This is a genomic window from Amycolatopsis circi, assembly GCF_003385235.1.
GTDB lineage: Bacteria > Actinomycetota > Actinomycetes > Mycobacteriales > Pseudonocardiaceae > Amycolatopsis > Amycolatopsis circi.
Map to the genome: position 1 here is coordinate 60,469 of NZ_PQIA01000021.1, position 16,541 is coordinate 77,009.

The following is a 16,541-nucleotide window of genomic DNA, read 5'->3' on the forward strand; positions in this document are numbered from 1 at the left end:
GCCTACTTCCCGGTCAGGCTCGGCAGCGTTTTGCCGAGGTCGAGGGGCAGGGTGGTCGGCGTGATCTCGAGCATTCCGCGCAGGATCCCGCCGTTGGCGTCGGCCATGCTCGTCATGGAGTGGGTGTTGACCACGAACGCGCCGAGGTCGGGCAGGTACTTCACCAGCGCCGAGGTGACCGGATCGAGCCGCGACGTCGTGGCGCGCAGGTCGGGCAGCGCGACGTTGAGGTCGTGCACGTAGGGCCGCAGGTCGGCGACAACCGGCGCGGCCTTGTCCACCACCGGTTGCAGCCGGTCGACCGTGCCGCCCAGCCGGTCGACGGTGCTGGTGACCTTCTCCAGCGAGTCCGGCAGCGTGCCGGAGGCGTTCTTGAGGTTGTCCAGGGTCGGGTCCAGCTGGCCGCTGAGCGACTGGACGGCGTCCATCGCCTGCTTGAGCTGCCCGGTGAGGTCGGGCAGCTGACCGAGCGCGCTGTCCAGCGAAGTGTGCTTCTGCCCGAGCGTCGCCAGCGTGGTCTGCAGCGAATCGGCGAGCGCGCCAAGCCGTCCGCCGTCGTCGCCGACCGCCTGCGACACCTGCCGCAGACACGTGACGAGCTTCTGGATGTTGTCGCGCCGGGCGTCCAGCGCGGTCAGGACGGGCTGCAGTTTCCGCACGACCGCGTCGGCCGCGTTCACGCCCTCCGGCAGATGCTGGGGCGCGGCCGCCAGCGCCACGTCCGACTCCTGGAGCAGAGTCGTCAGCGCGGCCCGGCTGTTGTCGTCCAGGTGCCCGAGCACCTCGTCGATCTGGACCGGCCGCTGCGACGCGGAAAGCGGCAGCACCCCGCCGGCGGCGAGCTGCGGGCTCTGCGCGGTGCCGGGATTCAGCTCGACGTACATTTCGTTGAGCGGGCTCTTCGGCCGCAACACCACGGTGGCGTTGTCGTGGATCTTGTACTGCGGATCGACGGCGAGCTCCAGGCGTGCCTTGCCGTGGTCGTCCACGTCGACCGAAGCGATCTCCCCGGCCGGAACCCCGGCGATGCGCACTTCCTGGCCGTGGTTCGGGCTGACGCCGGGGCTGGCCGCGAAGGTGGCGTAGAAGCGGAACTTGTCGTCCCACGGCAGGTTCACGCGCTGGTTGGTGAGGATGATCCCGCCGGAGACCCCGGCGAGGGCGATCAGCACCACCAGCACCAGAACGTTCCGCTTGAGCCCGGGTTCGGTCCGGACCCGCTCGAGTACGCGGCGGAACCGGGCGATGCGCGCGCTCATCGCGCGCCTCCCTTCTGCAGTGGAATCCCGAGCTGGCCGGAAAGTCCGGTGAACATCTGCTCCAGGCTCAGCGGCAGCCCGCCGACGGTTCCGGCGCCGATGCCGGGCTGGAACGAGACCGCGGGGCCGTTGCGGTCGCTCATCGACGACGCGCGGGTCAGCGTGGCGAACATGTAGGCCAGGTCCTGGAACATCGGTTTGTCCGAAGTGGACGCCGCGTAGGGCCCGCTGCCCCGGTAGGGCGAGAGGACGAACGACTTGACCGGTCCGTTGACCCGGTCGAGCACCGGGCCCCGGACGTCGCCGAGCAGCGCGCTCGCCTGCTGGCTGGCCGGCACCAGGTCCTGGACCAGCGGCCGGGCGTCGGCGACCAGGTTCCGGAGGTTCCCGACCACCGGCCGGGCTTTGGCGAGGACCGGATCGGCGTGTTCCAGAGCGGTGTTCAGCGCGGTGACGACCGGCTGGGCTGGTTCTGCGGTGTCCTTCAGCTTGGCGAGGGTGGTGCGGAGCCGGTCGAGCCCGGCGCTGGTCGAGTCCAGCGAGGCGGGAAGCTGCCCGATCGCCGAGGAGAGGTCCCCGGCCCGGTTGCCGAGAACCGAGCTGGTGGTGTGGAGATCGCCGACGACCGCGTCGAGCTGGCCTTCCTTGTCGATGAGCTGCCGGGACGCCGACTCCAGTCCGGAAACCAGCTTCGTCAGGTCCGTCTGATCGGTGCCTACCGCGGCGTCGAGGACGTTCGCGGCCGGGCCGAGCGCGGCGGGAGCATCGGCGACGAGCTGGTCGATCGCCTCCTTGCCGCCGTCGCGCAAGGTGGTGTCGAGGTTGGCGACATCGTGCTGCAGGCCCCGCAGAGCGGACGGCTGCAACGCCGCGGCGACCTTGTCGAGTTCGACGGGCAGTTTCGTCCGGGCGACGGGGATGTCCCCGCTCGGCTCGCCGGGCTTGCCGCCGGGCACGAGGTCGACGAAATAGTTGCCGCCGAGCAAGGTAGTCGGGCGGATGACCGCGCTCGGCTCGGTGCCGAGTTTCGCTTTGGTGCCGTCGTCGACCTTGACCTCGACCCGGGCTCCGCCCGCCGCGTTCCGCTCGACGCCGGTCACGACTCCCACCGGGACGAACGACACCTTCACCTGGCTCAGGTAAGGCACGAGCCTGCTGTCCGCGGAGAACGCGATGCCGAACGTCTCGCCCGGCTTGAGCGTGGTGACGATCCGGTTCTTGTTGAACAGCGCGGTACCCGCGAGCAACGCGACCACCAAGAACAGGATGCCGAGCCGCAGCGGGGTCAGCCGCGAACGGCGCGGTTTGGTCGTTGTGGCGGTCATTTCCGGCCTCCCAGCAGACCGTTCTTCTTCTCCTTGGCAGCCTGGCCGGGCGCCGGGTACGCGTCCCTGGCCACCGTCGGGTCGGCGATCGGCAGGGTGCCGTCGGCCGATTCCAGGTTGAGGACCGGGTAGAAGCGCAGCCAGTGGCCCGCCGCGTCACCGAGGTGCAGCGCGTCGGCCGCGTAGGAGAAGAACATCGAGACTTCGGGGGCGTACGGCGCGAGCACCCCGACCGGGTCCTTGGCCGCACCGATCGCCGCGGTGAGGCGCGGGGCAAGAGGTTTCGCGTCGGTCATGACGTGGGTCAAGTCCGTGACAGCGGGATCGGCTTGTGCGGCAACGCCGGGAACCTTGTCCAGCGACGGAACTCCTTCGCGCAGGACGCCGCGCACGTCCGGCGTTGCTTGCCCGAGTGCCTCCGCCCCTGGCCGCAAGGTCCGCACCGCTTGCTCGGTCTGTCCGAGCGGGCCGTTGAGACCGCCGAGCGCGCCTTTCACGTCGGCGAGCGTCGAGGGAGCCTTGCTCAGCGAATCGGCCAGCGGCTTGCCCCGGTCGACGTTCAAGGACTGCAAGGTGGTGCCGAGCCGCTGGGTCAGCTGGGCGAGCTGCTGCTGGTGGCCTTGGAAGGAAACCGACAGCGAGTCGGCGGTTTTCAGCAGTCCAGCGAGATCCGCACCGTCCCGAGCGGACAGTGCACGGGACACGACGCCGAGATCAGGCAGCTCTTGCGGAAGCGCTGAAGCCGCGTCCTTGAGGTCCTGGGAATGGCCGCCGAGTCCGCCGCCTGCCTCGCGCAGGGTGGAACCGAGTGCCTGGCGGGTGGGCGCGTCGAGAACGCGCAGGACGTCGGCGAGTTCCTGGGACCCGACGGTCTTGCCGGCTGGGATGACCGAGTCCGCGGGCAACTGGCCCGCGGCCGGATTGCCGGGCTGCAGGTCGACGTACTTTTGCCCGAGTGCCGACCGCGCCCCGATCGACGCGGCCGTCGCCCCGGCGTCCCGGTAGATCTTGCGGTCTCCGTCGAGGCCCATCGTGACCAGGGGTTTGCCGTCGACGAGCTGGATGTCCTTCACCTGCCCGACCCGCACGTTGGCGATCCGGACGTCGTCGCCCGCACGCAGCGCCCCGACGTCGTCGAAGGCAGCTCGCACGGTGGTGCCGGAGACTCCGGGCAGGCCGGAATTGGCGGTGATCGCGACATACACCGCCACGACGAACGCGACGATCAGCCCGGTGCCGAGCAGCGCCGACCGGCGCCGGCTCCGCGCGCTTTTCTTGCCTGCCATCAGTTGCCCCCGATCAGGAAGCCGAGGAGACCGTTCTCCTGGTTCTGGGTGAGCCCGGTGGCCCCGCCGTCCGGCGCGGAGCCGGACAGCAGCGGGCCCGGCCCCTTGCCGGTACCGCCGAACAGGCCGCCGGCCGGTCCGCCGCCGGGCTGTTGCGGGGCCTGCGGATCGACGGGTTTGCCGCTGGGGTTCTCGGTCAGCGGCGCGGGCGAGCCACCGATCCCGAGGTTGGAGCCCAGGCCGGGCAAGGCACCGCTGACGATGTCCGGGGTGACGACCAGCCCGGCCCGGAAGTAGTGGGACAGCCCGTCGGAGCCGTTCGTCGCCAGTGCCCAGTTCTTGATGAACTCGAACACCCCGCCGATGTTGTCGGTGAGCTGGCCGGCGATCGGTTTCAGCGAGGCCGCGAGGGATTTGGTGTCTCCCCCGGACCGCTGCAGCGTCTCGACGACCGGACGCGCTTCGTCGAGGAGAGTCTGTGCCTTGTCCAGCACCGGATTCGCACTCGCCAGAGCGGGGTCGGCCGAGTCGGCGAACCGTTGCAGTTCCTGCGAAATCTGCGCGAGGTTGTCGGTGGTCGGCCGGATCGCCTGCAAGGTGGGCGCGGCGGCGGTCGCGGTGCCGGTGAGCTTGGCCAGGGTGTCGCGGGCGGTTTGCAGCGTGCCGGGCAGTTCGGCCAGCGTGCGGTCGAGCGACTGCTGGTTCGCGGCCGTCGTGCCGAGGGCCTGCTGCGTCGCGCCGATCAGCGTGTCGAGGGATTTGCCTTTGTCCGCCGCAAGCGCGGACGCGACCGGAGTCAGCCGGTCGACGAGGCGGGTGAGGACGTCGTTCTGCTGGTTCAGCACGGTGGCCAGCCCGGCGGTGTCGTTCATCGCCGGAGCCAGTGCCTTGATGGTGTCCGCCAGATGCGCGCCGTTGCCCTGCGACCCCTCGCCGAGAACGGTGACGAGCGCGGCCAGCGATTGGCCGGTCGGTTCGTCGAGGGTGTTCAGGACTTGGTCGAGGTCGGTGTTCTGTCCGGTCTGCGACTCGGGAATCGGCGCGCCTTTCTCCAGCAGCGGCGCGGCGTCGCTGCCGCGGTCGAGTTCGACGTAGCGCTCGCCGAGAAGGCTCACCGGGCGCACGAATGCCTTGGCGTCACGGTGCAAGGGCAGCGCGGCCGGGTCCAGTTCCATCGCGACGGCGGCGACACCGTCCGGCGCGACGGTCATGCTGGTGATGGCACCGACTCGGACGCCGTGCAGCTTGACGTCGTTGCCCACCAGCAGCGGACTGGCGTCGGCGAACCGTGCGGTGACGACCACAGTGGACGGATTCGCGTCAGCGGCCATGCCGGTCGTGGCCGCGGCGACCGCGCCCACGGCGACCAGCGCGGTGAGAGCGAGGCGCGCCTTGGGCAGGCGGCGTTGGGGCGTTTTCATCGCGGCTGGCTCCCGAAGGCGTCGGCCCAGGGCTGGTTGCCTGCTGCTCCCGGCAGTGGGTACGGGTCCTGACGGACCCCAGGCGGAGTGACACCCGGGTTGTTGTTGAGGCTGGTCGCGCCGACCTGCGGCCCGAAGATGCGGGCGTAGTGGCCGTTGGCGTCGTAGTTGGCGAAAGCGGAGCCCCACAGGGAGAAGTACGAAGCCACTTCAGGGGTGTAGGGGCGCAGGAACTGGAACGCGGGCTGCAGGTAGTTCACCGCCGACGTCGCGCCCGGGACGACCGCGTGCGCCTGGTCGAGGAGCCCGGGGGTGTAGCCGAGCAGCGTCTTCGCCGAGTCGAGCGTCGGCCGTAGCTCCGCGACCAACGGGCGGAGGTCCTGGAAGACCGGCTTCAGGTTCTTCGCTACCGACGGGAGTTTCTCGGTCGCTGGTTGAAGGTCTTGCAGCAGCGGGACGGCTTTGTCCGCGACACCGGGCACGTCGCCGAGCGTCCCGTTCGCCTTGTCGATCACCGCCGGAAGCTTCTGCAGAGCCGCGGAAAGCTGCTGGTGCTGCTGGGCGGTCAAGGCGGTCGTGCGGCTGAGGTCGTCGAGCACGCCGCGGACGTCCTTGTCGCGCGCGGCCAGCGTCCCGGTCATCTGGTCGAGCGTTGTGACGAGATTCTTGATCGCCGGGCCGTCGGATCCGAGCGCCTTCAGCACCGCGCCGAGCGACGTCAGCGCGGGTCCGGCCGACTTCACCGTGGCCTGGATATTCTGCTCGTTGCCCGAAACGGTGCTGTTGAGGCCGTTCACCAGCGACGACAGATGCGCCCGGGTCGCCGGGTCCAGCGCGTTGAGCACCTGGTCCAGTTCCATCGGCTGGTCCATCGTGCCGGTGAGCATTCCGCCGGACGGAATCGTGGCGTTGCTTTCCGGCCCGTCGTGCACCTCGACCAGCCGCTCCCCCAGCAGCGCCTTCCAGGCGACGGTCACCTTCGCGCCCGCGTGGAGCGGAACGTGGTCGCCGTCGAGCGCCAGCTGGACGTAGGCCTTGCCGTCGCGGACGCTGATGTCGGCGACGGAGCCGGACGGGAAACCGTTGATCAGCACGGACCCGCCCTTGACCACGTTGGTCGCCGAGCCCAGCAGCACCCCGACGGTGTAATCCGGTTTGGCCCACGTCCATCCGGCGGCCGCGAGCACGGCCGCGGCGACGAGGGCGGGGATCAGGAGTCTGCGCATCGTCAGTCCATCCCCAGCGGGCCGGCCGAATCGCCGGACAGGAACTGCCGGACGAACGGGTCGGCCGAATTGAACGCGGCCTCCGCCTCGCCGTAGTGCACCACCTTGCCCTTCCAGATCAGCCCGACGTAGTCGCTGACCTTCCTGGCGGTGCGGATGTCGTGGGTGACCAGCAGGTAAGTTCCCTTGTGCTGGCGGTGCATTTCGAGGATCAGGTCGTTGAGCAGGCTCGTCCGGACCGGGTCCAGACCGGAGTCCGGCTCGTCGAACAGGACGATGTCCGGGTCCATCACCAGCGCGCGGGCGAAACCGGCGCGCTTGCGCATCCCGCCGGAGACCTCGTTGGGGTACTTGGTCAGCGCCTTGTCGAGGCCGACTTCGTGAAGGCGCTCCAGCACGATGTCGGAGATGTCGTGCTCGGAAAGATCGGTGTGCTTGCGCAACGGGAACGCGGTGTTGTCGTAGAGATTCATCGAGCCGAACAGCGCACCGTCCTGGAACAGCACGCCGAACTTCTTGCGCAGCTCGTAGCGCTCGCTCTCGGAGATCCGCCAGATGTCCTGGCCGTGGATGAGAATCTCGCCGGCATCCGGTTCGAGCAGGCCGACGAGATGCTTGATCAGCACGCTTTTGCCGGTGCCCGACGGGCCGAGCACCGTCGTGATCGCGTCGTCGACGAAGTTGAGGTTCATCCCCTGCAGGACCTTGAAATCGCCGAACGCCTTGTGCACGCCGCGCACTTCCATGCTGTGCGTGCCGTTGCCCGCGGCGGGCCGCTGCCCCGGCAGGACGCCGTGCGCCGGCAGGGTATCGGTCAGCTCCGCGGCGCGATGCGCTGGAGTCGTGGACACATTTGCCTCCGGGTCAGTTCGCGATGGGCGCGTTCGGATTGAGCCCCCAGAACAACTGGGTGGCCAGCACGCCGATGACGTGGATCAGCACCATGTTCAGCATCATCGATCTCGCGGTGTTTCTTCCCACCCCGACGGATCCGCCGGACGCGGTGTAGCCGTAGAAACAGCCGACGAAGACGATCGTGGTCCCCATCGCCATGACTTTCACCAGCGAGTACAGGAAATCCAGCGGGTTCTGGTAAAGCCAGAAAATGTAGTTGTAGCCGCCGGAGGAAACGCCGCCGAGCTGCACCACGGTGACGAGATACATCGACACGTACATCACGCCCAGCCCGACGGTGTACAGGAACGGCATCGCGATCCACGCCGCCATCACCCGCGTGCCGACGAGATAGCTGCGCGACTTGACGCCCATGACCTCCATGGCGTCCACCTCGTCGGCGATCTTCATCGACCCGATCTCGGCGACCAGCCCGCAACCGACCTTGGCGGCGAAAATGTAGCCCCACATGTAAGGCGCGAGCTCGCGGATCGAGCAGAACGCGTTGAAAATTCCGGAATACAGCGGCGCACCGATTTGCTTGAGCGTGTAGCTCGCTTCGAGCCCGCACGCGGTGCCCATCACGAACTGCATCAGCCAGATGATCAGCCCGCTCGACAGAATCAGAATTCCGGCCTGGTGGAAAACCTCGGACGTGTAGTGCCGCACGTCCGGGAACTCTCTGATCGTCTTGCCCGCGAAGCGCGCGATCTCGCCGCTGGTCGAGATCGCTTGTTTCACGCCGCGGCTCATGCCTTTGGCGGAAATCACGGTGTCGCGCGGTTTCGGCGCTTCCGTCGGCCGCCCCTCGGGACGTTCCAGGGATGTCGTCATCGCGGGCGCCCTACTTGTAGACCTGCATGTCGGGGTTGAGCCCGAGCAGGATCGTGGTGAACACGTAGTTGAAGATCCAGATGGCGGCGAACGCGATGACGACCGCCTGGTTCACCGCGCGGCCGACCCCGATCGGGCCGCCTTCGGCGTGGATTCCCTTGTAGCAGCAGACAACCCCGATCAGCAGGCCGAAGATCGTCGTCTTCACCACGCTGCCCCACACGTCCGTGGTGGTCGCGTTCGCGAAGAAGTTGTCGAGGAAGGCGCTGCTGTTCGCGCCCAGCACCCACACCGACGCGATGTACCCGCCGAGAACGCCGAACACCAAGGCGACGAGATCGAGCAAACCGGTCATGAAGGTGACTGCCAGCACCCGCGGCAGGATCAGCGTCCGGATCGGGTCGACGCCGAGGACCTCCATGGCGTCGATTTCCTCCCGGATCCGGCGGGCGCCGAGGTCCGCCGTCATCGCGGTGCCCATGACGCCGGCCACGACCATCGCGTTGATCCACGGGGCGAACTCCCGGACGCTGGCCATGATGAAGAACGACCCGAGCCGTTCCGGGATGCCGAAGAGCAGGAACAGGTTGCCGCCCTGCAGACCCGGCGCGCCGAAGCCGAACGCCGTGCAGGACACGATCATCGGGATCCAGCAGAGCTTGAGGATCTGGAACATCTGGTCGCGGACCTCGCCCCAGTACCCCACCGGATGCCGGACAGCGCGGTAGAAGACGTCTCCCGCGAGCTGCACCATCTCACCGGCTTCGGAGAGCGGCCGCTGCACGCTCTTGGCCCACTTCGGCAGCTTCAGCCGCCGGGCGCGGGGCTCCGTGTGCGCGAGGGCACTCACGCCTGTCCCTCCTTCTTTCGAAGCCGTTGTGCCGCCCACCCGGTGCCCGCACCTACGAAGACCGCGGTGCCGGCCGTCATCGAGATCTGCAGGACGTCGCGACCGGAGGGGGCGAGCAAAACCAGCGGCAGCACGAGCAAGTACGCCCCGACCGCGGCGAGAATCCCGTGCAGAGGGCCGTTGACCGAGCCTCCGAGCGGCAGCGAAGCCACCGCGAACGCCGCGAGGGCGGTTCCAGCCAGCACCAGCGTTCCGAGCAACGGCGCACGCTGCGCCAACACCGGCGCGAGCAGTCCGCCGACAACGAGGACGAGAAAACCCCGCCCGCAGCCGCGTACGACCGTCACCATGTCGACGGCGTCAAGGCCCTGCGCCCGGTTCATCGCCATTCCTCCTTCATCAACGCGGCCAGCCGCCGCACCGCCCGGAACTGGAGCTGGCGGACAGCCGCGACGTCGCGGTGCAGCGCCTTCGCGGTCTCGGGAACCGAAAACCCTTCGAGAAAGCGGAGAACGACGCACGCCCGCTGGTCGTCGTTCAGCAGCTGAAGGTTGCGCATCAGGTCGGCGTTCCGGTGCGCCCGGATGACCAGCGACTCGGTGTCGACCGTGTTCGCGCAGGCGTTCTCGACCAGCTCGTCGCCGACGACGACCGCTCGGGTGTATTTCGCTTTCGCATGGTCGAGCACCAGATTGCGAGCGACGGTGAACAGCAAGGCGCGCACGCTGACGCCGCGGTCGTGAAACGACGCGGCCCTCGAAAGCACGCGGAGGAACGTCTCGCTCGTCAGATCCTCGACCTGGTTCCGGTCGTGGACCTTGGCGCGGATGTACCGGCGAACCGAATCGACGTAACGTTCGTAAAGAGTGCCGAACGCCTCCAGCCGCCCGTCGCCTGCGTCGTGCAACAGGTCCCAGCCATCGGAGCGGCTGATGGTGCCCGGCAGCCTCGCTGCGGCAGCGGTCGTCATGCTGGTTACCTCCCGATCGACGGCCTTGTCGACGTGCTGGAGGAATGCTGCCCGGTCCGCCGGGGCGCCACATCTCTCGCAGGGGGGTAGTTCGCCCCTCCATCGGAGGGGTAGGCACGGGTTTCCGGCCCGATCGCGGCTTCATGAAACAGTCAGTATTGACTGTTTTGCGGACGCGCGCGAGACTGGCGCGCGTCCAGGCACCGTCGCCGTCGAGGAGTACCCGCGTTGAGCCGATCAGCAGTGAACGAAGTCCCCCGCACCCAAGACCGGATGTGGCACGACCTCGGCATCCCCGAAGAAATCGCCGCCCTGCGCGCCGAAATGCGGACCGCGGTGGCCGAGCGGCTCGCCCCGTACGCGCGCGAGATCGGCCGCCGGGAAGAGACCGCCGACAGCTTCCCCTGGAAAGCATTCCGCGGCCTCGCCGAAGCCGGCGCGTTCGCGGTGCCCTTCACCGCCGAATACGGCCGCGGCCTCGCCCACCCGCTGCTGGGCACCTGCACCGTGACGGAGGAGATCGCGTATCACAGCAGCAGCATGGCCGGTGTCTACGACGGTCAGTGCATCCTCGTCCCCAAGGCGTTGTCGTTCGCCGGCGCGGAACTCCAGGCCCGGCTGCTTCCCGGGTTGATCAGCGGCGACCTCGTATTTTCCTTCGCCACAACCGAACCCGACGCGAGCAGCGACCTGTCCGTGGACTCGCTGCGGACCGAAGCGGTGGAGGACGGGGACGGCTTCGTCGTCAACGGGCGGAAGCGCTGGATCACCAACAGCGTCGTCGCCGACTGGGTCACCGTGCTCTGCCGCACCGGCAACGGGATGACCATGCTGGCGGTCGATCTCAAGAACAGCGAAGGCGTGCGGGTCGGCAAGCCGGACCTCAAGATGGGTCACCACGGACAGCTGACCGCCGACATCGTGTTCGAGAATGTCCGCGTCCCCCGGGAAAACGTGCTCGGACAACCAGGCAAGGGGCTTTCGGTCGCACTGGCCTGCCTGACCTACGGCCGGATCGGGATCGCGGCCGCCGGAGTCGGCGTCGCCCAGTCCGCCCTCGATCTAGCCGTCGCCCGGCTGCGCAGCCGGCACCTCTTCGGCAAGCCCCTCGGCGCCATGCAGCACTGGCAGTACCGCCTCGCCGAACGCGCGACCGAACTCGAATGCGCGCGCACGCTGTACCAGAAAGCGGCCTTGCGGGTCGACGGCGGCGAACGCGCCCCGGAACCCGAAGCCGCGATGGCGAAGGCGTTCGCGACCCGGCTGGCCGCCGACCTCGCCCGCGACGCGATCCAAATCCACGGCGGCTACGGCTTCGCCCGTGAAGTCGCCGAAACCGGCGAGACCTACCACCTCGAAGAACTCTACCGAGACGCGAAGATCCTCGAAATCTTCGAGGGCGCCAACGAAATCCAGCACTGGCTCGTCGCGCGCCAACTGATCGGGCGGGATGTGACGGGCTGACGCTCGCCTCTCCCCCAGGGAGGCAGTTTCCCCCTCCATCGAAGGGGTTTTACGTGACCGCGGGGACTGACCGTGCCTACAGTCTGCCGCAGTTCAAAGGTGAAGGGAGGCTCGTGGTGGCTGCCGAAGGCACCAGGCACGACGACGACCGCGCACGACCGGTCATGGACCACGTTTACGAACTGTCCATTTCGGAATCGGCGCGCGACGACGTGCTCGCCGTGCTCGAGAAGGCACGGACCCTGCTCACGGCCGGGCGTTCGCCCTCTCCTGCGGAGGTCAGCGATCTCCCGGCCGCGGCCACCGCTCTCGACCTGGTCTGGCGCGACGTACGCGCGTTCGCCCTCGGCGACCGCGCCGCGGCCGACCGGATCGGCGATGCCGAGGACCTGGTTCCGTTCCTCCTGAAGGTGAAAGAAAGCGAAGACAGCGTCCAGCGGGAACGGGCGGCCCGGCAGTCCTCGACGTTGCGCAATGTCCAGGCCGCGCTGAGCCGCTTCCAGCAAAGCGACACCGTCTCCGGGATCATCGCGGCCACGCCCGCGATCGTGTGCAGCCTCGGTTTCGACCGGGCGATCGTCTCGCGCATCCACGAGTCGATGTGGGTGACCGAGGCAGTCCATGTGGAAGGCGACACGGAATGGGCGGAGAAGATCCTCGAGGTGGGGCGAACCCATCCCGAACGGCTCGTGCCCCAACTGTTCGAGACGGAGATCGTACGTCGGCGACGCGCGCTGCGCGTGACGAATGTGCAGGCCGACCCCCGAGTCCACCGTGCGGTGGCCGACGCCTCGGGTTCGCGGAGCTACGTCGCCGCGCCGATCATGCCCCGCGCCCAGGTGATCGGCTTCCTGCACGCCGACCGCTACTTCCACCGAGGCGAACTCAGCGACTTCGACCGGGACGTGCTGGCGATCTTCGGAGAGGGATTCGGCTACGCGCTGGAGCGCGCGATCATCGTCGAACGGCTCGCGCAGATGCGGGCGTCGGTCCTCCGCCACAGCGAGGGGCTCGCGTCCATCATGGACGACGACTGGGGAGCCGGGCCGACGTTCGGCGACTCACCACGCGAGCCGGCGCGACCGGCCCCCGCGCAGAGCGACGACTGGCCTTCCGATTCGCGGCTGACGAGACGCGAGGTGGACGTGCTGAAGCTGATGGCGGCTGGCGACACGAACGCCCGGATCGCCTCGAAACTGATCATCTCCGAGGGCACGGTCAAGTCGCACGTGAAGCACATCCTGCGCAAGCTCTGCGCGGCTAACCGCGCTGAGGCGGTCTCGATCTGGGTCAACGGCGAGCGGTCTGTTCCGGCGCCACGCTGAGCGCGTCACTCGGCCAGCATCGCCTTGGCCATCGCCTTCCACTGGCCGAGGTGATGGTCCCCGGCCGGGTCGCGGGGGTCGAACGAGTAGGTGAGCGCCACCCCGCGCATGCTGGTCAGCAGCAGTTCGCGTACCTGGGAATACTGCGCCTTCTTGACGTACGCCGCACCGAACATCTGGTCCACCACGGACCTGATGGCCGTGTACAGGCTCCGCTCGGCCGGTTCGAGAGCCGCCTGGATTCCCGGGTTGTGCCGCGCCGCGATCCACAGTTCCATGGCAGCCCAGAAGTACGGTTGCTGATAGGTCGTCCACATCAGCTCGACAGCCTGGTCGATGCGTTTACGGGTGCTGGGCCCGGCGGTGATCTCGGCCGTCGACTGCATCGCCATCTCCGCCACCCGCGCGGCCGCCAGGTGCTGAGCGGCCGCGACGAGCAGAGCGTCGCGCGACGGGAAATGGTGCAGCAACCGTCCCCGGGACACCCCGGCGCGAGCTTGCACCTCGAGCGTCGTCGCACCCTGGTATCCGGATTCCACCAGGCATTCGACGGCGGCGTCGAGGATCTTGGCCAGGCTCTCCGACGTCCGCCGGGCCCGTTTCGTCGTTGCGGTTGCTGCCACCCGGCCAGCCTACCCCGCTGCCCCATGGACAAGTCAGCGCTGACTGTTATACTGCGCCGAATGGCCCAAAGGAGGGCTGCCGTGACCACCACACCGAAGGCCGCGGGCTCGGTTCCGGACGAACTGCTCGCAGCACTGGAGAACGCGGAACGAGTGCTGGATCCGCGCCGCGCGCCCGACGCGGCCCAGATCGAACATCTTCCCGACGGAACGTCCGCACTGGACCAGGTCTGGAACGCCGTCCGAGCGGGCGCGCGCGGCGAGCGTTCGTCCTTAAGCGGCAGCGGCGATCTGCTTTCCCTTGCCGTACGGGCGAAAGACGTCGAAGACCGGGTCCGCCGCGACGAAGACCTCCGGCGATCGACGGCACTCAGCTCCGTGCGCACCGCCTTGGGCTGTTTCCAGAGTACGAGATCGGTGCCGGAACTGATCTCGGCCGCACCGGCGGCGGTCTGCGAACTCGGCTTCGACCGGGCGATCTTCTCGCGAATCTACGAGGCGATGTGGGTGACCGAAACCGTGCACGTCGGCGGCGACGAGAACTGGGCCCACGAGATCCTCGAAGCCGGGCGCGAGCACCCGGAAGCCCTCACCCCGAAACTGCACGAAACCGAGATCGTCCGGCGCAGGCGCGCGATCGTCGTCCGCGACGTCCAGGAAAACCCGCGGGTCCACCAAGCCGTGGCCCAGTCGTCGAAATCAGCCACCTACGTCGCCGCACCGGTGATGCCGAAGAACCAGGTGATCGGCTTCCTGCACGCCGACCGCTACTTCCATCCCGGCCCGCTGGCCGAGCTCGACCGCGAACTGCTTTCGGTGTTCTCCGACGGATTCGGGTACGCCCTGGAACGCGCGATCCTGCTGGACAAACTCGCCCAGCTGCGCGAATCCCTCGTCGAGCACACCGAAGGCTTCCCCGCTTCGATCCGCGAGACCGCACACGCAGCCCCGCGCGCTTGCCCACGCACAGAATCCTCGCTGACCCGGCGCGAAGCGGAGATCTTGAGCTACATGGCCGACGGGCAGACGAACGGCCGCATCGCCGCCCGCTTGGTGATCTCCGAAGGAACCGTGAAGTCGCACGTGAAACACATCCTGCGCAAGCTCGGCGCGGCCAACCGCGCCGAGGCGGTCTCGATCTGGCTGACCCGGCGAAGGTGATCTGCAACAGTCAGCATTGACTGTTTTGAGGTTGTCGGCGAGACTGGCCGAAGTCCAGGCGCCGTCGCCTTCGAGGAGCATGCTCGTGCAGCAATCACCCGGCAACAACGTGACCCTCGACGTGGTCGGAGACGTCGCCCGGATCGCCTTCGCGCGACCAGAACGAGGAAACGCGATCGACCTGGTCACCGCGCAGGAATTGCGCGCCGCGATCGCCAGCCTGGGCACCGGAGCCAGCCTCGGCGCAGTCGTCCTCCACGGTGAGGGCAAGAACTTCTGCGTCGGCGGCGACCTGCAGTCGTTCGCCGAGGCCGCCGACCCTCGTAGCTTTCTCTCCGAACTGGCCGCCACCGCACACGAAGCGCTGCTCGGTCTCCACGCGCTCCAAGCCCCGGTGATCACCGCCGTCCACGGAGCATGCGCCGGGGCAGGAATCGGCTTCGCACTGGCAGGCGACATTGTCCTCGCCTCGCACGACGTCCGATTCCGCGTCGCATACACAGGTGCCGGCCTGTCTCCGGATTGCGGAGTCTCGTGGTCCCTCACCCGGACACTGGGTCCCGCGCGCGCCGCCGACCTGATCCTGACGAACCGGATGGTCGACGCCGAGCAGGCGGAACGCTACGGCCTTGTGAGCCGCGTCAGCACCGGCGATGCCCTCACCGACGCGCTCGCCCTCGCCGAAACACTCGCGACAGGCCCGCGCGGCGCGTTCGCCAAGTCGGTACGGCTGGTTCGCGAGGCACAGGAAGCTCCACTGCCCCAGCATCTGGACGCTGAAGCAGCGGGGATCGCCGCGCTCGTGGAAACGGCCGAGGGTCAAGAAGGGATCCGGGCGTTCCTGGAGCATCGCCGTCCGGCCTTTGCCGAGACCCGGGCCGCGCAACCCGCCCGATAGCCAGCCGGTATCTCGCCAGGCTCCAGACCTTGGTCAAGTCGCGCCCTCGGCAGCAACCTCTGACGCTGCTCAATACAGAGCAAAGCAGCAACGTTGAGTCCTCGCCGCATGCGGAGCAAGGCCCCTGCCAACTCGACGACGGAACTACGCTGCAACTCACGCACGACACGATGACCGCAACTGCGTCCGGTGCTGCATCACCGGACGCGGACGGCAGCCCTGTCCTGGTCGAAAATGTCGTCATCGGCTGTGAACTGGGGATTCAGGCGGCTGGTAGATAGTCGTTGAGTAGTCCTGCAAGGCGTCGGGTGCGCTTGATCCGGTCCGGCGGAGCGGGCAACGGGACCACGTTCGGGTCGTCATCGGATGCTCGTAATCCAACGCCGTCGCCTTGGCGGCTGCGGCCGGCGTTGCAGTGGTCGACGTACGCCTCAAGCACGTGGCCGAGGTGGTTACGACCGGTGATAAGCAGCCGGTCGGTGCATTCGCGGCGGAGCGAGCAGATCCAGCGTTCGGCGATCGCGTTCATCCGCGGTGCCGGTAGTGCGGTAAGCACCATGTCGATGCCGATCGAGGCGAACGCCGCGTCGAAGACCGCAGTGAATCTGGCGTCCCGATCGCGGATCAGGCGGGCGAACCGGTGTCCGCTGTCTTCAAGATCTGCAGCGAGGTTCGAGCCCGTTGGGTTGCCCAGGCTCCGGTCGGGTGGCCGGTGACGCCGAGCAGGTGGACCCGTCGGGTGCGATGCTCGATGACGAACGCTGCGCACAGGCGCTTGAGCCGCGTCGCTGCCCGCGGTCCACGCACGCCAGGCAGCCACCTAGGAACCGGGCGATTCCAGAGGCGCGTCGGCGAGCCGGTCCGGCTCGATCGGCCCGCATTCGACCTCGGACACTCGAACCCGCCCGGTCCCGGCGTCGGGACGACCAAAGAAACGGTCTCGGCCGTACCGTGCGGCGGGGCATCCCCCGCGGCCCGGCCGGACCAGGGCCACAACGCGAACAT

General features: G+C 68.2%; 16 protein-coding genes. 4 read left to right on the top strand and 12 right to left on the bottom strand.

Going from position 1 to position 16,541, the window contains the following annotated elements:
* Positions 1–2: 2 nt before the first annotated feature.
* The 10 genes from D0D37_RS11700 to D0D37_RS11745 form a co-directional block, all read right to left on the bottom strand.
* The gene (locus D0D37_RS11700; protein WP_116200533.1) at positions 3–1,259 is read right to left on the bottom strand and encodes an MlaD family protein; all 1,257 of its coding nucleotides are present in this window, start codon (positions 1,257–1,259) and stop codon (positions 3–5) included.
* A complete protein-coding gene (locus D0D37_RS11705; RefSeq protein WP_116200534.1) occupies positions 1,256–2,584 on the bottom strand; it encodes an MlaD family protein in 1,329 nt (442 codons plus the stop codon). The genes D0D37_RS11700 and D0D37_RS11705 overlap by 4 nt, the downstream gene beginning before the upstream one ends.
* Positions 2,581–3,870, bottom strand: a complete 1,290-nt coding sequence (locus D0D37_RS11710) for an MlaD family protein (protein WP_116200535.1) — start codon at positions 3,868–3,870, stop codon at positions 2,581–2,583. The genes D0D37_RS11705 and D0D37_RS11710 overlap by 4 nt, the downstream gene beginning before the upstream one ends.
* Complete coding sequence (locus D0D37_RS11715; protein WP_116200536.1) at positions 3,870–5,291, bottom strand: MlaD family protein; 1,422 nt, start codon at positions 5,289–5,291, stop codon at positions 3,870–3,872. The genes D0D37_RS11710 and D0D37_RS11715 overlap by 1 nt, the downstream gene beginning before the upstream one ends.
* Complete coding sequence (locus tag D0D37_RS11720; protein WP_116200537.1) at positions 5,288–6,517, bottom strand: MlaD family protein; 1,230 nt, start codon at positions 6,515–6,517, stop codon at positions 5,288–5,290. The genes D0D37_RS11715 and D0D37_RS11720 overlap by 4 nt, the downstream gene beginning before the upstream one ends.
* Positions 6,518–6,519: 2 nt before the next feature.
* Positions 6,520–7,305, bottom strand: a complete 786-nt coding sequence (locus tag D0D37_RS11725; RefSeq protein WP_425266923.1) for an ABC transporter ATP-binding protein — start codon at positions 7,303–7,305, stop codon at positions 6,520–6,522.
* Positions 7,306–7,381: 76 nt separating this feature from the next.
* Complete coding sequence (locus tag D0D37_RS11730) at positions 7,382–8,245, bottom strand: ABC transporter permease (RefSeq protein ID WP_116200538.1); 864 nt, start codon at positions 8,243–8,245, stop codon at positions 7,382–7,384.
* Between the two features lie 10 nt (positions 8,246–8,255).
* Positions 8,256–9,095 (bottom strand): MlaE family ABC transporter permease, encoded by an 840-nt coding sequence (locus tag D0D37_RS11735; protein WP_244223478.1) that lies wholly within the window; start codon positions 9,093–9,095, stop codon positions 8,256–8,258.
* On the bottom strand, positions 9,092–9,478 hold the full coding sequence (locus D0D37_RS11740; RefSeq protein WP_162834169.1) for a hypothetical protein: 387 nt from the start codon (positions 9,476–9,478) through the stop codon (positions 9,092–9,094). The genes D0D37_RS11735 and D0D37_RS11740 overlap by 4 nt, the downstream gene beginning before the upstream one ends.
* Positions 9,475–10,065 carry a sigma-70 family RNA polymerase sigma factor gene (locus D0D37_RS11745; protein WP_116200540.1) on the bottom strand — a complete coding sequence of 197 codons (591 nt, stop codon included), beginning with the start codon at positions 10,063–10,065 and terminating at the stop codon, positions 9,475–9,477. The genes D0D37_RS11740 and D0D37_RS11745 overlap by 4 nt, the downstream gene beginning before the upstream one ends.
* A gap of 243 nt (positions 10,066–10,308) precedes the next feature.
* On the opposite strand from D0D37_RS11745, the gene D0D37_RS11750 reads away from it, so the two are divergent.
* Both D0D37_RS11750 and D0D37_RS11755 read left to right on the top strand, forming a co-directional pair.
* Complete coding sequence (locus D0D37_RS11750; RefSeq protein ID WP_244223479.1) at positions 10,309–11,529, top strand: acyl-CoA dehydrogenase family protein; 1,221 nt, start codon at positions 10,309–10,311, stop codon at positions 11,527–11,529.
* A 116-nt stretch (positions 11,530–11,645) separates the two neighbouring features.
* Positions 11,646–12,854, top strand: coding sequence for a LuxR C-terminal-related transcriptional regulator (locus D0D37_RS11755; protein ID WP_162834170.1), 1,209 nt, complete (start codon positions 11,646–11,648; stop codon positions 12,852–12,854).
* 5 nt (positions 12,855–12,859) lie between these two features.
* Here the strand turns inward: D0D37_RS11755 and D0D37_RS11760 are convergent, their stop codons facing one another.
* The gene (locus D0D37_RS11760) at positions 12,860–13,477 is read right to left on the bottom strand and encodes a TetR/AcrR family transcriptional regulator (RefSeq protein ID WP_116200542.1); all 618 of its coding nucleotides are present in this window, start codon (positions 13,475–13,477) and stop codon (positions 12,860–12,862) included.
* Between the two features lie 81 nt (positions 13,478–13,558).
* On the opposite strand from D0D37_RS11760, the gene D0D37_RS11765 reads away from it, so the two are divergent.
* Together D0D37_RS11765 and D0D37_RS11770 are read left to right on the top strand one after the other, a co-directional pair.
* Positions 13,559–14,638 (top strand): helix-turn-helix transcriptional regulator, encoded by a 1,080-nt coding sequence (locus tag D0D37_RS11765; protein ID WP_162834171.1) that lies wholly within the window; start codon positions 13,559–13,561, stop codon positions 14,636–14,638.
* Between the two features lie 85 nt (positions 14,639–14,723).
* Positions 14,724–15,536, top strand: a complete 813-nt coding sequence (locus tag D0D37_RS11770; protein ID WP_244223480.1) for an enoyl-CoA hydratase/isomerase family protein — start codon at positions 14,724–14,726, stop codon at positions 15,534–15,536.
* Between the two features lie 262 nt (positions 15,537–15,798).
* Here D0D37_RS11770 and D0D37_RS47380 read toward each other — a convergent pair whose 3' ends face one another.
* A complete protein-coding gene (locus D0D37_RS47380) occupies positions 15,799–16,065 on the bottom strand; it encodes a transposase (protein WP_208719903.1) in 267 nt (88 codons plus the stop codon).
* Between the last annotated feature and the right edge of the window lie 476 nt (positions 16,066–16,541).

Excerpts from the sequence above, each read along its gene's own strand:
- D0D37_RS11700 (WP_116200533.1), bottom strand. The coding sequence starts at position 1,259 with ATGAGCGCGCGCATCGCCCGGTTCCGCCGCGTACTCGAGCGGGTCCGG.
- D0D37_RS11705 (WP_116200534.1), bottom strand. The coding sequence starts at position 2,584 with ATGACCGCCACAACGACCAAACCGCGCCGTTCGCGGCTGACCCCGCTG.
- D0D37_RS11710 (WP_116200535.1), bottom strand. The coding sequence starts at position 3,870 with ATGGCAGGCAAGAAAAGCGCGCGGAGCCGGCGCCGGTCGGCGCTGCTC.
- D0D37_RS11715 (WP_116200536.1), bottom strand. The coding sequence starts at position 5,291 with ATGAAAACGCCCCAACGCCGCCTGCCCAAGGCGCGCCTCGCTCTCACC.
- D0D37_RS11720 (WP_116200537.1), bottom strand. The coding sequence starts at position 6,517 with ATGCGCAGACTCCTGATCCCCGCCCTCGTCGCCGCGGCCGTGCTCGCG.
- D0D37_RS11730 (WP_116200538.1), bottom strand. The coding sequence starts at position 8,245 with ATGACGACATCCCTGGAACGTCCCGAGGGGCGGCCGACGGAAGCGCCG.
- D0D37_RS11740 (WP_162834169.1), bottom strand. The coding sequence starts at position 9,478 with ATGAACCGGGCGCAGGGCCTTGACGCCGTCGACATGGTGACGGTCGTA.
- D0D37_RS11745 (WP_116200540.1), bottom strand. The coding sequence starts at position 10,065 with ATGACGACCGCTGCCGCAGCGAGGCTGCCGGGCACCATCAGCCGCTCC.
- D0D37_RS47380 (WP_208719903.1), bottom strand. The coding sequence starts at position 16,065 with ATGAACGCGATCGCCGAACGCTGGATCTGCTCGCTCCGCCGCGAATGC.